General features: G+C 69.1%; 12 protein-coding genes and 1 pseudogene. 10 read left to right on the top strand and 3 right to left on the bottom strand.

The genetic code is table 11. From position 1 onward, the window contains the following. Positions 1-284 precede the first annotated feature (284 nt). The 8 genes and pseudogenes from OQF71_RS10700 to OQF71_RS10735 all read left to right on the top strand — a co-directional run. Positions 285-812 (top strand): annotated as a pseudogene (locus OQF71_RS10700) (HAMP domain-containing sensor histidine kinase); the annotation flags it as partial. A 146-nt stretch (positions 813-958) separates the two neighbouring features. Beyond that, positions 959-1,552: a DJ-1/PfpI family protein gene (locus OQF71_RS10705; RefSeq protein ID WP_280587641.1), complete on the top strand. Its 594-nt coding sequence runs from the start codon at positions 959-961 to the stop codon at positions 1,550-1,552. Between the two features lie 25 nt (positions 1,553-1,577). Next, on the top strand, positions 1,578-2,393 hold the full coding sequence (locus OQF71_RS10710) for a hypothetical protein (RefSeq protein WP_280587644.1): 816 nt from the start codon (positions 1,578-1,580) through the stop codon (positions 2,391-2,393). 245 nt (positions 2,394-2,638) lie between these two features. After that, positions 2,639-3,592: an ABC transporter substrate-binding protein gene (locus OQF71_RS10715; protein WP_280587647.1), complete on the top strand. Its 954-nt coding sequence runs from the start codon at positions 2,639-2,641 to the stop codon at positions 3,590-3,592. A gap of 3 nt (positions 3,593-3,595) precedes the next feature. Beyond that, a complete protein-coding gene (locus OQF71_RS10720) occupies positions 3,596-4,465 on the top strand; it encodes an ABC transporter ATP-binding protein (RefSeq protein WP_280587648.1) in 870 nt (289 codons plus the stop codon). Continuing rightward, a complete protein-coding gene (locus OQF71_RS10725) occupies positions 4,462-5,802 on the top strand; it encodes an ABC transporter substrate-binding protein (protein WP_280587649.1) in 1,341 nt (446 codons plus the stop codon). Before OQF71_RS10720 ends, OQF71_RS10725 begins: the two co-directional genes overlap by 4 nt. Beyond that, positions 5,768-6,547: an ABC transporter permease gene (locus tag OQF71_RS10730; protein ID WP_280587650.1), complete on the top strand. Its 780-nt coding sequence runs from the start codon at positions 5,768-5,770 to the stop codon at positions 6,545-6,547. The genes OQF71_RS10725 and OQF71_RS10730 overlap by 35 nt, the downstream gene beginning before the upstream one ends. Positions 6,548-6,614: 67 nt before the next feature. Continuing rightward, a complete protein-coding gene (locus OQF71_RS10735) occupies positions 6,615-7,049 on the top strand; it encodes a DoxX family membrane protein (RefSeq protein WP_280587651.1) in 435 nt (144 codons plus the stop codon). A 40-nt stretch (positions 7,050-7,089) separates the two neighbouring features. Here the strand turns inward: OQF71_RS10735 and hisS are convergent, their stop codons facing one another. Together hisS and OQF71_RS10745 are read right to left on the bottom strand one after the other, a co-directional pair. Continuing rightward, positions 7,090-8,412, bottom strand: coding sequence for a histidine--tRNA ligase (hisS, locus tag OQF71_RS10740; RefSeq protein WP_280587652.1), 1,323 nt, complete (start codon positions 8,410-8,412; stop codon positions 7,090-7,092). 83 nt (positions 8,413-8,495) lie between these two features. Further along, positions 8,496-9,482 (bottom strand): GTPase, encoded by a 987-nt coding sequence (locus OQF71_RS10745; protein WP_280587653.1) that lies wholly within the window; start codon positions 9,480-9,482, stop codon positions 8,496-8,498. 224 nt (positions 9,483-9,706) lie between these two features. Between OQF71_RS10745 and OQF71_RS10750 the strand changes: the two genes are divergently transcribed. Then, positions 9,707-11,170: a Na+/H+ antiporter NhaC family protein gene (locus OQF71_RS10750; RefSeq protein ID WP_280587655.1), complete on the top strand. Its 1,464-nt coding sequence runs from the start codon at positions 9,707-9,709 to the stop codon at positions 11,168-11,170. A 359-nt stretch (positions 11,171-11,529) separates the two neighbouring features. Next, positions 11,530-12,363: an ion transporter gene (locus tag OQF71_RS10755; RefSeq protein ID WP_280587656.1), complete on the top strand. Its 834-nt coding sequence runs from the start codon at positions 11,530-11,532 to the stop codon at positions 12,361-12,363. 207 nt (positions 12,364-12,570) lie between these two features. Here OQF71_RS10755 and OQF71_RS10760 read toward each other — a convergent pair. Further along, positions 12,571-13,267 (bottom strand): class I SAM-dependent methyltransferase (locus OQF71_RS10760; RefSeq protein ID WP_280587657.1); only part of this gene is annotated, 697 nt, incomplete at its 5' end.

The raw sequence follows: 13,267 nt of genomic DNA on the forward strand, positions 1-13,267 counted from the left end.
ACGCGAATCCTCGAAGGGTTCGTCGTTGTGCCCGTCGGTCGAGCAAGCCGAGGATAACTTCGAGTCCAGTGACGTGTCAGCGACTCCCTGCTGGCAAAAACAACAGGTGGGGGTCACCAACGCCGAGGATAGGAGTACCGGCGGTTTGGCACCGCCAGTCAGCCACCGACCACGATGACAGGGTTAGACGGGGTCCCGAAAAGTGGCGGAGTCGTGGTTGTGAACCTGAAACTCCCACCGCTCGGGATTCCTCCGCGTTCACGCGGAGGAGGATGTCAAACGAGGACACCGGCGACGAGGCGCACCTCGAGGCGATCGACGAGACGACCGATCGGATGGCGCGGCTCGTCGAGGACCTGCTTCGCGTGGCCCGACAGGGAAACGTCGTCACCGATCCGGAGCCGACCGACATCGGTGACGTCGTCGACACGGCTTGGCAGAGTCTGAGCTCTGAGCCCGGTGCGACCCTCCGCTACGAAACCGTCCGGCCGGTGAGCGGCGATCCCGATCGGCTCTGCGAGTTGTTCGAGAACCTCTTCCGGAACAGTGTGGACCACGGCGGGGACGACGCGACGGTTCGCATCGGCCCGCTCGACACCGGCTTCTTCGTCGAGGACGACGGCCCGGGCATCCCGGGCGACCACGAGGGGGAGGTCTTCGATCACGGGTTCACCACGAGCGACGACGGTCACGGGTACGGGCTCTCGGTAGTCCGGACGATCGTCAACGCGCACGGCTGGGACATCGTCGCCACCGACGCGCAGGCCGGCGGGGCGCGGTTCGAGGTCACCGGTATCGACCTCTTCGGCTGACCTTCACCGGAATCGACCCCCTCGGCTGACCTCGCTACCGACGGTCGGGCCACGACCGATGTGTGCCGGAGGTCCCGGTTTCAAACGGCTGTGCCCCCAGTACCGTTATTGGACAGCAGCGCGTACGTCAGCGTGGTGTTACACACATGACAGGACAACGCATACTGATGATCGTCGGCGACTTCGGAGAGGACTACGAGATCATGGTCCCGTTCCAGGCGCTGCAGGCGGTCGGCCACGAGGTCCACGCCGTCTGTCCCGAGAGGGAGGGCGGCGACAGCGTGAAGACCGCGATCCACGACTTCCGCGGCGACCAGACCTACCTCGAGACCCGCGGGCACGACTTCGAGCTCACCCACGGGTTCGACGACGTGGATCCGGCCGACTACGACGCGCTGGTCGTCCCCGGCGGACGCGCGCCCGAGTACCTCCGAGGCTACGACGAGGTCCTCGACGCGGTGCGCCACTTCTTCGGGGCCGACAAGCCCGTCGCGTCGATCTGCCACGGCCCGCAGATCCTCGCGGCCGCGGGCGTGCTCGACGGCTACGAGATGACCGCCTACCCCGCGGTCAGGCCCGAGGTCGAAGCCGCCGGCTGCTCGTGGGTCGACGGCGTGACGACCGACGGGAACCTCGTCACCGGACAGGCGTGGCCCGATCACCCCGAGTGGATCGCGCAGTTCCTCGACTTGCTCGGCACCGAGATCGACCACGACGCGCCCGCCGCGACGGCCGACTGAGCCGTCCGGAGCCGCTGTTTTTTAAATGGTCGATCCCCGCGCAGTCGCCGTCAACGTCGCCGCCAACACGAACGCTCCCGGCTTCCGCGGCCCCGTCTATCCGGACGGCTCGTTCGCCTACGTGCCGATCCCCGAGTCGGCGGCGACGCTCCCGCGGTCGGCGTTTCCGGCCGACGAGCCGCTCCCGACCTACGCCGACCTCGACCTCGCCTTCGCGGTGCCGGCCGACCTGCGCGAGACGCCGGTCCACTTGGACCCGGAGCTCCCCGGCGTCCACGGCCGCGACCGCGCGAGCTACGGCGACCCTCACGGGGTGAAGGCCGGGCGGATCGCGGGCCTCGAACGGGGCGACTGGCTGCTCTTCTACGCGACCCTGTCGCTGCGCCCGCACGGATGGGACGGACCGGACGAGGCGTCGACCGGGGGCGAGATCGAGCGAGCCGACGAACTCGACCCCGACGACGACCTCGCGGCCGACTGGGGCGCGTACCTCTTCGCGGGTATCCGCGTCGAGCGAGTGCTCGCGGTCGGCGAGGCCGGCGGCGGGGACCGCGACGGCGACCGCGTCGTCGACCGCGACGCGGCGGCCGCGCTCGCGCCGACCAACGCCCATCTGAAGCGCGATCCGTTCGACGCGCGGGTCGTCGTCGCCGGCGACCCGGCGGCTTCTGGCCTCTTCGAGCGCGTCGTCCCGCTGAGTACCCCCGAGGCGGGGGCGGACGCGAACCGCCTCGTCACGGCGCTCTCCAGCGACTCGGGGAACGGCCCGTGGTGGCGGCGGCCTATGGCGTTCGACGCTGCTTCGACCGAGACCCTCCTGAACCGCATCGAGCGGGGCTGAGGAGCCTATCTGTCGGTTCCGACGGAGAAACGAACAACTATTGCGGGTATCTCGGATGCGGGTTGTCCGCACGCTCGACCGTGAACCCACTGTAGACGTGATATCGCGGCGATTCACGGCAGCCGTCTCGCCGAACAGACGGCCGAACCGGTTCGGCTGTCGCAATATTTGCGCGAAGTCGGTTGCACCGCTCAACCTTGTCGGTTTCCGGAGCTATACCTTACAATAAAACCAAGAGGTATTCGATGTCAGATCTGAATGTCTCACACGAATACTTCACGTGGAGACTCGTACAAGATGTCGCGGAGGAGAACGGGTACTTCGAGGCCGAGGGCGTCGACGCCGACCTCTCGTACTTCGCTCCCGGCACGCAGGAGTTCGAGGGCGAGAACGCCTTCGACGCCGACTGGTGGGACGACATGGACGAGGACGGCGGCACCCACGGCGTCTGCGAGTGGAACGCGGTCCAAGAGGTCTCCGAGACCGATCGGGACATCGTCGGCTCCTACAGCGAGTGGGACCGCGTCGTCTTCGTCGACGCCGACGACGACGCCGAGACGATCGACGACCTGCGCGGTCGCTCCGTCGGGATCAACAAGTACGCAACCTCCTTCTACTCGATGCGAGAGATGCTGGAGAACGAGGGGTTCGCGGACGACGAGATCGTCTTGGAGCACGTGGGCGAGGCTGAGGAGCGCTTCGACGCGGTGAAAGAGGGCGCGGTCGACTCCATCGCGGTGCTGGAGCCGTTCGTCACGCTCGGCCGCTACGACGAGGAGCTGAAGGAGGTGTTCGACGGCCCGTGCCGCGCCGCCATCACCACGCGCGAGCAGCCCGAGCCGGAGAAGCTGGAGGGGTTCCTCGCGGCGCTGAACCGCGCGGTCGCCGACATCAACGACGACCTCGAGGGGTACACCGACCGCTACGTCGCGCTCCTCGAAGACGAGGCGGCCGACAAGGCGGCCTTCGACGACGTGAACTTCGACCGGCTCCGCGAGGAGTTCGAGCTCCGCGAATTCCTCCCGGTGCGCGCCCCCGACGAGGACCGGATCGGCGCGACCACGGACTGGATGCGCGAGAAGGGGTTCGTCCCCGACGACGCCGACGTCGGCACCGCCGAGCAGCTCGACGACGAGGGCGTCATCCCGGACGACGAGGCCGAGTCCGCGGAGGACGAGCCCGAGGCGACGGCGGACTGATCGATGTCGATCGAGTCCCGCACGGCGACGACCGACAGCGACGGCGGGGAGTCCGACGCCCGGTCCGACTCCGAGTCCGCGGTCGGATCTGACGCCGGCGACGCCGGCGCCAGCGGCGCCGACCGTCGCGCGGTCGACGCGGCGTCGGTCGTCGCCAGCGACCTCACGAAGCGGTACGACGAGACCCTCGTCTTCGACGGGCTCGACCTGTCGGTCGCCGCCGGCGAGGTCTGCTGTCTGCTCGGCCCGTCCGGCTGCGGCAAGACGACCCTGTTACACCTGCTCGCGGGACTCGAAGACCCGACCGGCGGTCGCGTCGAGATCGGCGGCGAACGGGTGACGGGGCCCGACTACCGGTGGGGTGTCGTCTTTCAAGATCCCCTCCTCTACCCGTGGCTCTCGGTCCGCGAGAACATCGAGATCGGCCCGCGGCTCCGCGGCGAGGAGCCCGACCCCGAACTCGTCGACGAGCTGCTCGCACTGGTCGGGCTCGACGGCGTCGCGGACGCCGACACCTCCGACCTGTCGGGCGGGATGGCGCAGCGCGCGTCGCTCGCGCGGACCCTCGCGAACGAGCCCGACGTGCTGCTGCTCGACGAGCCGTTCTCGGCGCTCGACCAGCTGACGAAGATGGAGCTGCAGGACGAGCTGTTGCGGATCGTCGACGAGCTCGGCGTCACCGCCGTGTTCGTCACGCACGACATCGACGAGGCGGTGTACCTCGGCGACCGCGTCGCGATCATGGGGACGATCCCCGCGGGCATCGAACACGTCGAACAGATCGACAGCGAGACGCGCGAGCGCGACGACGAGGCGTTCCTCGCGGAGCGCGCGGCGACCTTCGAACGCCTGGAAGCGGTGGGACTCGAATGACACGGAATCACGATTCACGCGGCGACGACCGGACGCACGGCCACGACCCGGACCACGACGCCGACCCGGACGTCGCCGCGAGCGCGCGCGACCTCGTCGGCGGGTCCGGCTGGCGGAATCCCTCCGAAAAGGCCCGCACGAGCGGGCTCTCCCGGCGCGAGTTCATGAAGGAGTCGGGGCTGGCGTCGCTCGCGGCGGCCGGCGTCGGCTCGACGGCCGGCTGTCTCGGCGGCGGAAGCGGCGACGACGGCCCGCCGACCGCGGAGATCGGCTACCTCCCGATCACTGACTCGGCGCCCCTGCTGACGGGGTACGCCAACGACCACTTCGCGGACCACGGCGTCGACGCCGCGGAGCCGACCCTCTTCCGCGGCTGGTCCGACCTCGCGGAGGCGTTCCTCTCCGGCGAGGTCAACGTCGCCCACTTCCTGATGCCGATGACGGTGTGGATGCGCTACGGCGACGAGCTGGACGCGAACGTGCAGGTCGTCGCGTGGGACCACACGGACGGCTCCGCGCTGACGGTGCAACAGGAGATCGACGAGTGGGAGGACCTCGGCGGCGGCACCGTCGCGGTCCCGTTCTGGTACTCGATCCACAACGTGATCCTCCAGATGGGGCTCCGCGAGCACGGGCTCACGCCCCGGACCGACTCCTCCGCCGACGAGGTGGCGGACGACGAGGTGAACCTCGTCGTGACGCCGCCGCCGGACATGCCGGCGGCGCTCGAGAACGGCTCCATCGAGGGGTACATCGTCGCCGAGCCGTTCAACGCGATCGGCGAGCTCGACGCCGGCGGGAAGGTCCTGCGGTTCACCGGCGACGTGTGGCGCGAGCACGCCTGCTGCGTCGTCGTGATGCGCGAGGAGCTGGTGGAGGCCCAGCCGGAGTGGACGACCGACGTGATGAGCGGGATCGTCGACGCCCAGCAGTACCTCCGCGAGAACCGGTCCGAGGCGGCGCAGCTGCTCTCTTCCGAGGGGAGCGGCCTGCTGCCGCAGGGGCCGGCGCCGATCGACCGCGCGCTCACCCACTACGACGAGCACGAGCCGTACCTCGAGTCGGGCGCGATCCGGAACGCCGACTGGGACATCGACCGGATCGGCTTCTACCCGTACCCGTACCCGTCGTACACGGAGGAGCTGGTGCGTCGCATGCGCGAGACGCGCGTGGAGGGCGAAGACGCCTTCCTCGACGAGTTAGCGCCCGCCGAGGTCGCCGACGACCTCGTCGCGTACGACCCCGTTCGCACGGCGCTGGAAGAGGCCGGCGGCCCGCCGGCGTTCGACGTTCCCGAGGACGATGGCTACGAGAGACAGGAGACGATACGGTTCTGAGCTGCTCGGGGAGGGCGGCCGCCTGCTGCCGGCGGTCGGGCTCCTCGGCGGCCTCGCCGTCTGGTGGGCGGTGACGGCGCTCGGCAGCGGCATCATCACGAACTTCGCGCCGGCGGCGACCGTCGCCGTCCTCGCGGAGCTCGTCGTCTCGCCCGCGTTCTACGACCACGTGCTCGTCAGCGTCTACCGGTTCGCGGTCGCGCTCGGCCTCTGCCTGACGGTCGGGCTTCCCGTCGGGATCGTCGTCGGGTACTTCAAAGCGGCCGAGCGCGCGACGACCGTGCTCTTCCAGTTCATGCGGATGATCTCGCCGCTGGCGTGGTTCCCGATCGCCATTATCGTCTTCGGCGTCGGGACCCGCTCCGCGGTGTTCGTGATGTTCATGGCCGGCCTCTGGCCGATCGTGTTGAACACCGCCCACGGTATCGCGACCATCGACGACGACTGGATCACGGTCGGCGAGTCGCTCGGCGGCGACACGCGCGCGCTGCTCCGCCGGGTCGTCGTCCCCGCGGTGATTCCGGACATGCTGACGGGGATCCGCCTGTCGATCGGGATCCTCTGGATCATCCTCGTCCCCGCGGAGATGCTCGGGGTCAACACCGGGCTCGGCTACCTCATCCTCGACGCCCGTGACCGGTTCTCCTACGCGGAGATCCCCGCGATCATGCTGGTGATCGGCTTCATCGGCTTCTGGCTCGACCTCTCCGTCCGCCGGCTGCACGCCCGGTGGAACTGGGGGTAATCGGTCGCCTCCCTCCCGCGGCGGTCGCGCACGGCTATTTATGTATCGTGCCACCGTACTGACAGGCATGACCGACGACGATACCGACGACGCGAAGGCGGCCGAGACGACGGCCGACGCCGAGACGGGAACCGACCGCGACGCACCCTCGCGGCTCGGCCGCGTGCTGCTCGGGGTCGGCCTCGCGGCGCAGGCCTCCGAGGACTTCCGCGAAATGGACGAGACGATCGAGTACGCCGAGTCGGCGGGCGTGCCCGCCCCCGACCTCGCGGCCCCGTTCGCCTCGGGGATGATGCTCGTCTCGGGGGTCGGGATCGCGCTCTGGCGAGCCCCCCGGATCACGACGGGCGCGGCCGTGGCGTTCCTCACGGTCGTGACCGCGACGATGCACGACTTCTGGAACGCAGACGAGGACGACAGGAGCGGTGAGCGGCTGGCCTTCTTCGGCAACCTCGCGATGCTGGGCGGGGCGCTGGTGTTCCTGCGGGAGGCTTTTAAATAACGGCCGCGACGAACAACGCCGGGAACCCCGCGTCGGCCGCCTACTCGTAGTCTTCGTACGTCGGCCGCCCGGACTCCGGCGGGAACTCCTCGACCGGAACGGTCGTCTCGTCGCCGCTCGCCATGTCTTTCACCGTGTACTCCCCGTTCTCTAGGTCGCGCTCGCCGACGACCACGACCGTCTGGGCGTTGATCGAGTCGGCGTAGCCGAGTTGGCTCCCGAACGAGCGGTCGGAGACGTCCTGCTCGACGACCACGTCGTCGGCGAGCGCGCGGAGGTCGCGGGCGAGCGCGGCCGCCTCGGCGCGCGTGTCACCCACGGAGAGCACGTAGTAATCGGTCGCGAGCGCCTCGTCGGGCCAGACGCCGGCGCGCTGACAGAGGAGCTTCAGCGTCGCGTGGCCGGGCGCGACCCCGACCGCTGGAGTCGGCTGGCCGCCGAAGCTCTCGATGAGGTCGTCGTAGCGCCCGCCGCCGAAGACGGAGCGGGACACCTCGCCGGTGGAGTCGAAGCACTCGAAGACGACGCCGGTGTAGTAGTCGAGCCCGCGGGCGGTCGTCAGCGAGACCTCGCAGAACTCGCCCGCGCCGAAGTCGTCGGCCGCGGCGAGCACGTTTCGGAGGTTCTCGACCGCCGCCTCGACGTCCTCGCCGCCGGCCTCGGCGACCGCGTCGAGGTCAGCGGGGGCGTCGACGCCGCTGATCAGGTCGTCGAACTCGCGTGCGGTCGCGCGGTCGAGGCCGGCGTCGGAGAGGAGCCCGAGGTACTCGCCGTCGTCGACCTTCGCGCGCTTGTCGACCGCGCGGATCGCGGCCTTCGCGTCGACCGCGTCGGGGTCGTCGGCGAGCGCGCGGACGAGCCCGCCGAGGATGTCGCGGTGCGAGACGCGGAACTCGAAGTCGTCGCCGGTGAGCCCGAGATCCGTGAGCGCGTCGGCGGCGACCGCCAGCACCTCAGCGTCGGCCTCCGGCGCCGACGACCCGAACACGTCGATGTTCGTCTGGTAGAACTCGCGGAAGCGGCCCTGCTGGACCTGCTCGTAGCGCCAGAACGGCCGGGTTGACATCCACTTGATCGGCTTTGAGAGCTCCTGGCCCTTCGCGACGACCATCCGGGCGACGGTCGGGGTGAGCTCGGGGGTGAGCGAGACGCCGCGGCCGCCCTTGTCCTCGAAGGCGTACAGCTCCTCGACGATCTCCTCGCCGGACTTGTCCGTGTACATCTCCGTCCGCTCCAAGGCGGGGGTGGCGATCTCTCGGAAGCCGTACCGGCTCGCGGCGTCCTCGATCGCGTCGGTCACCTCACGGCGGGCTGACTGCTCGCCGGGGTAGAAGTCGCGGAATCCCTTGAGACCGTCGTACATGCACGTCGCTTCGACGAGGCCCCGCTTGAAAGCATCCTTTCGGGGGCGGCCGGCCGCCCGTCCGTCTCTCCCGCGCTCCCCGTCTACTCCTCGCCGTCTCGCGTCGGGAGGTCCGGCTCGAACGCGGCCGCCTCGACCGCCATGTCGAGCACGTCCTCGACGTTCTCGTCCTCGGTGACGCTCATCGTCGCGTCGACGGACTCCGCCTGCACCGCCTCGAACCGGTCGTGTTTGTTCGCCACCGTGAGGAACGGGATCGCGTCGCCGAACAGCTCACGGACCTCCTCGCGCAGCTCCAGCTGGACGCCCAGCGGGTAGCCGCAGTCGCCGGAGGGGTCGAGCACGAACACCACCACGTCTGCGAGGTGTTCGAGGGCGCTGACGGCCTGCCGCTCGATGTCGTTCCGATCCTCCTCCGGGCGGTCGAGCAGCCCGGGGGTGTCGACGATCTGGTACCGGACGTGGTCCCGCTCGAAGTGACCGATCTGGACGCCGCGGGTCGTGAACGGGTACTCCGCGATCTCGTTGGAGGCGCGGGTGACGCGGTTGACGAACGACGACTTCCCGACGTTCGGGTAGCCGGCGATCACGATGGCGGGCTCGTCGGGCCGGATGTCCGGGAGCACCTTCAGCTGGTCCCGCGCGTCGCCGACGTACCGCAGATCGTCTTCGATCTGGTCCATCACATCGGCCATGCGCGCGAACGCCTGCTTCCGGTGTTTGCGCGCGGTGTCGACGTCGGAGTTCCGGACCTTCGTCGTGTACTCGTCGCGGAGGTCCTCGATCTGCCGGCTCGCCCACATCACCTGCGAGAGCGCCTGTCGGAGACGGTCCACGTCGACGATGGCGTCGGCGAGCTCGTAGTAGAACGGGTCGACGTCGAAGCCGAAGTCCGGCCACGAGACGACGACGTTCTCCAGGTTGTCCGAGAGCACGTTGCCGGCGGTCCGCAGCATCGACTCCTGCGCCTCGTGGCCGCGCTTCGCGCGTCCCGCGCGGGCCGCCCGCGAGAACGCTTTGTCGACGAGTTCCTCCGATCGGGGGGTCGTCGGGAGGCCCTCAAATATCATGTTGACCTCACTTGCCCACCGACGCGTATAAGACCGTCCGTTCGAAGATCCGCGCGACACGGCGGCACACGGTCGGACGCGGCGGGGTTCGGCGGCGGCGGTCACCGGAGGCGACGCTCAGTCGCCGGGAGTTCCTCGCCGCCACGTCGACGCCGATGAACGATCGTTATATTTGATACGCATATTTCAAGACATATTTATGCTTCAAAGGAATACAGACGTTCATGGCACGATCGTTCGCGCCCACGACGTACGAGGACATCGATCCGGACCGCCGTCCGAGCCTGGCGGCGGCGCTGGTCCCGATCCTCGCCGTGGTGGCGTTCCTCGGCGTCGGCTCGGCCGTCCTCGGCCTCGACCCGCACGCGCCGCTCCTCTGGAGTATCGCCTTCGTCGGCGCCTTCGGCCTCCGGCTCGGCTACGACTGGGACGACTTGTTCGACGGCATCGCCAACGGGCTCGTGATGGGGCTACAGGCGCTTTTAATCATCTTCACCATCTACGGCCTGATCGCGACGTGGGTGAGCGCCGGGACTATCCCCGGGCTCATGTACTTCGGACTGGAGATACTCACGCCCGCGACGTTCCTCCCCGCCGCCGCGGTCGTCGCCGCAGTCGTCGCCTTCGCCATCGGCTCCTCGTGGACCACCGTCGGGACGCTCGGCGTCGCCTTCGTCGGTATCGGCGCGGGGCTGGGCGTCCCCGACCCGATGACGGTCGGGGCCGTCCTCTCGGGCGCGTACGCCGGCGACAAGCAGTCGCCGCTCTCGGACACGACGAACCTCGCCGCCGGGGTGACGAACACCGACCTGTACGCGCACATCCGCCGGATGCGGACCGGCACCCTCCTCGCGTTCGGACTCGCGGTGCTCGGATTCCTCGCACTCGGGCTCCGCGCGAACGGCGCGATCCCCGCGGGTCGAATCGCCGAGATTCAAGGCGCGCTCGGCGGGACCTACGCGATCACGGTGCTCGCCTTCGTTCCGCTCGCCGTCACCTTCGGACTGGCGCTGCGCGGGTACGCTCCTTTGCCGACGCTCGTCGCCGGCGTCTTCGCCGGCGTGCTCACGACGGTCCTCGTGCAGGGCGCCGGCTTCGTCGCCGCGTGGGACACGTTCATGTACGGGACCGCGCCCGAGTCCGGCTCCGAGCTGGTGAACGAGCTGCTCGCGACCGGCGGACTCACCGGCTCCGCGTGGACGGTCACGGTCGTCGTCGCGGCCCTCTCGCTCGGCGGTATCTTGGAGCGAACCGGCATGTTGGCGGTGATCGCCCACGCGTTCACCTCGTCCGTCCGGAGCCCGGGCGCGCTCGTCGCCGGCACCGGCGTCTCGGCGATCGTCATCAACGCGCTCACCGCACAGCAGTACATGAGCATCGTGCTCCCGAGCGTCACGCTCCGGAACACCTACGAGGAGTTCGGGCTCGACACCGACCAGCTCTCCCGCGCCGTCGAGGCCGCCGGGACGCCGACCGGCGCGCTGTTCCCGTGGCACGCGGGCGCCGTCTACATGGCGGGCGTCACCGGGGTCCCGACGCTGGAGTACGCGCCGTACTACCTGTTCGCGTTCCTCTCACCGCTCGTGCTGTTCGCGATGGCCGCGACCGGCTACAGCCTGAACGCGACGCCGACCGACGCGGGCGTCGGCTCCGCGGCGACGGCGCCCGCGCCGACCGACGACGACTGACGGACCGACAGCGGTGGCCGACTGACGCATCGCTGAACAAGCAGACGACCTCTTCGCTGCTTCGCCGCCAAAACCCTCGCTCACAGATACGACTGACCTGCAGCAGACGCATCCAAATTCGTTCAGAGGCTCCGAGAGCGTTCCCACCGGACGGTGAACCCCGTCCGGTCCGCGTTTCGCTCACCGGACCCTGCTCTCGGAGGTCTCGCCCCTGCTCTCGGAGGTCTCGCCCCTGCTCTCGGAGGTCTCGCCCCTGCTCTCGGAGGTCTCGCCCCTACTGTCGAAAGTCTCGGCCTGACCACGCACTCGGGCGCGTACCGACCAGTCCCTCTAATATCGGGGGATTCCGTTGACTCCATATGGTGTCTCAGCCTTCGCTTCCGCGGAACGTCACCGCGCGCGAGGCGGTGCGGTTTTATCTGCTCGACCACAGCACGCCGATCGGGAAGGCGATCGACATCGCGATGCTCTCGCTGAATCTCCTGTTCATCGCGGTGTTCGTCGTCGAGACGTACCCTCACACCGCGCCGACCGACGCGTTGCTGTGGCGTCTGGAGGTCGGCATCGCGGGCGTGTTTCTGGCCGAGTACGTCCTGCGGATCTACGGCGCTGCGGACCGCCTCGGGGAACTCACTAACCCATACACGGTGATCGATCTGCTCTCGGTGCTGCCGACGCTGTCGGTACTGGTGCTGCCGGGACCCGTCACGTTCGAACTCGGATTCCTCCGCGTGGCTCGGATCGTCCGGGTGCTCCGCTTCTACCGGTTTACCCAAGACGAGGAGTTCTTCTTCGGCACCGTCGAGGCACAGACGCTCCGAGCCGGAGAGTTGGTGCTCACCATCTTCGTCCTCCTGTTCGCTACCGCAGGGCTCTTCTACAGCGCCGAACACGGCGTTAACCCCGGTGTTAGCACATTCGGGGACGCCTTTTACTACACCGTCGTCTCGCTCACCACCGTGGGGTTCGGCGACATTACGCCCGTCACGACCGGCGGCCGGTGGGTGACGGTGGGCGCTATCCTCGCCGGGATCATCCTCATCCCCTGGCAGGCCGGGCGAATCGTCCGCGAGTGGACCTCCCGGGACAAGATCGATGTCACCTGTCCGAACTGCGGGCTCAGACACCACGACGCCGACGCGTCTCACTGCAAGGCCTGCGGACACGTGATCTACCAGGAGCACGACGCTTAAACACGGCAACGAACGCGGTCACGCGCGGTCCCGCGATCGGTGCGGTTTCACACACGCGAGGAGGAAGCCCACGGCATTAACCGTGGGAGGGATCCGACAGGCGGACTCGTTCCGCGGACTGGACCCGGTCGCACTCGGCTGGGGCAGTGCCGCGAGCGCGTCCCTCGACGACGGGCGGTTCCGGCGGAGCCGCCGTTTTCGGAGCGTTCAGTCGGGGAGACGGAACGCGAGACTGTACATCCGCCCGACCGATTCGGACCCGACCTCGCTTGCGAGACGATGAACGGTCGCCGCCAGCGTGTCGCCCGGTTCACCGGGGCGCTCCGCGGCCATGGAGGCCGCTCGGTCGGCGTGTGCGGTGACGTGGCTCTCGGTCCACGGTACCGGTTCCAGCAGCGTCCGCTCCCGCTGGAACTCCCAGCCGTGGCCCGCGAAGAACCGCCGCAGGAACGCCGCCGGGTAGAAGGTGAGCGCCGGACGGCCGCGAGCCAGCTCCGACGCCGCGTTCTCGACGGCGAACAGCTCGCCGATCGCGGCGTCGTCGGGCAGCGGGTCGTAGTCGTCGACGACGAGCCCCGCGCCTGGGGCCGCGACCCGCGAGAGCTCCTCGGCGACCGCCGACAGCGTCGCGGGATAGAGGACGTTACAGAGCCCGTGTGCGGTGATCACGTCGACGGAGCCGTCGGGGAGCGGGATCGATCGGAGGTCCGCTTCCAGCACCGCCAGTCGGTCGCCGCCGTTGTCGTCGCTGTCGCCGCCGTTGTCGTCGCTGTCGCCGCCGATGCGCCGACGCGTCGTCCGCGCGTGATCCCGGTCGTTCGTGACGGCGTACACCCGATCGGCGCCGGTCGCGAGCAGCCCGGCGGGCGCGTTTCCGACGCCCGCACCGGCCTCTAGACAGCGC

The organism is Halorubrum sp. Boch-26 (assembly GCF_029889805.1).
Taxonomy (GTDB): domain Archaea; phylum Halobacteriota; class Halobacteria; order Halobacteriales; family Haloferacaceae; genus Halorubrum.

What these genes read in the sequence shown, in the direction of transcription:
- OQF71_RS10705 (WP_280587641.1), top strand. Translation starts at nt 959, where the DNA reads ATGACAGGACAACGCATACTGATGATCGTCGGCGACTTCGGAGAGGAC.
- OQF71_RS10710 (WP_280587644.1), top strand. Translation starts at nt 1,578, where the DNA reads ATGGTCGATCCCCGCGCAGTCGCCGTCAACGTCGCCGCCAACACGAAC.
- OQF71_RS10715 (WP_280587647.1), top strand. Translation starts at nt 2,639, where the DNA reads ATGTCAGATCTGAATGTCTCACACGAATACTTCACGTGGAGACTCGTA.
- OQF71_RS10720 (WP_280587648.1), top strand. Translation starts at nt 3,596, where the DNA reads ATGTCGATCGAGTCCCGCACGGCGACGACCGACAGCGACGGCGGGGAG.
- OQF71_RS10725 (WP_280587649.1), top strand. Translation starts at nt 4,462, where the DNA reads ATGACACGGAATCACGATTCACGCGGCGACGACCGGACGCACGGCCAC.
- OQF71_RS10730 (WP_280587650.1), top strand. Translation starts at nt 5,768, where the DNA reads ATGGCTACGAGAGACAGGAGACGATACGGTTCTGAGCTGCTCGGGGAG.
- OQF71_RS10735 (WP_280587651.1), top strand. Translation starts at nt 6,615, where the DNA reads ATGACCGACGACGATACCGACGACGCGAAGGCGGCCGAGACGACGGCC.
- hisS (WP_280587652.1), bottom strand. Translation starts at nt 8,412, where the DNA reads ATGTACGACGGTCTCAAGGGATTCCGCGACTTCTACCCCGGCGAGCAG.
- OQF71_RS10745 (WP_280587653.1), bottom strand. Translation starts at nt 9,482, where the DNA reads ATGATATTTGAGGGCCTCCCGACGACCCCCCGATCGGAGGAACTCGTC.
- OQF71_RS10750 (WP_280587655.1), top strand. Translation starts at nt 9,707, where the DNA reads ATGGCACGATCGTTCGCGCCCACGACGTACGAGGACATCGATCCGGAC.
- OQF71_RS10755 (WP_280587656.1), top strand. Translation starts at nt 11,530, where the DNA reads ATGGTGTCTCAGCCTTCGCTTCCGCGGAACGTCACCGCGCGCGAGGCG.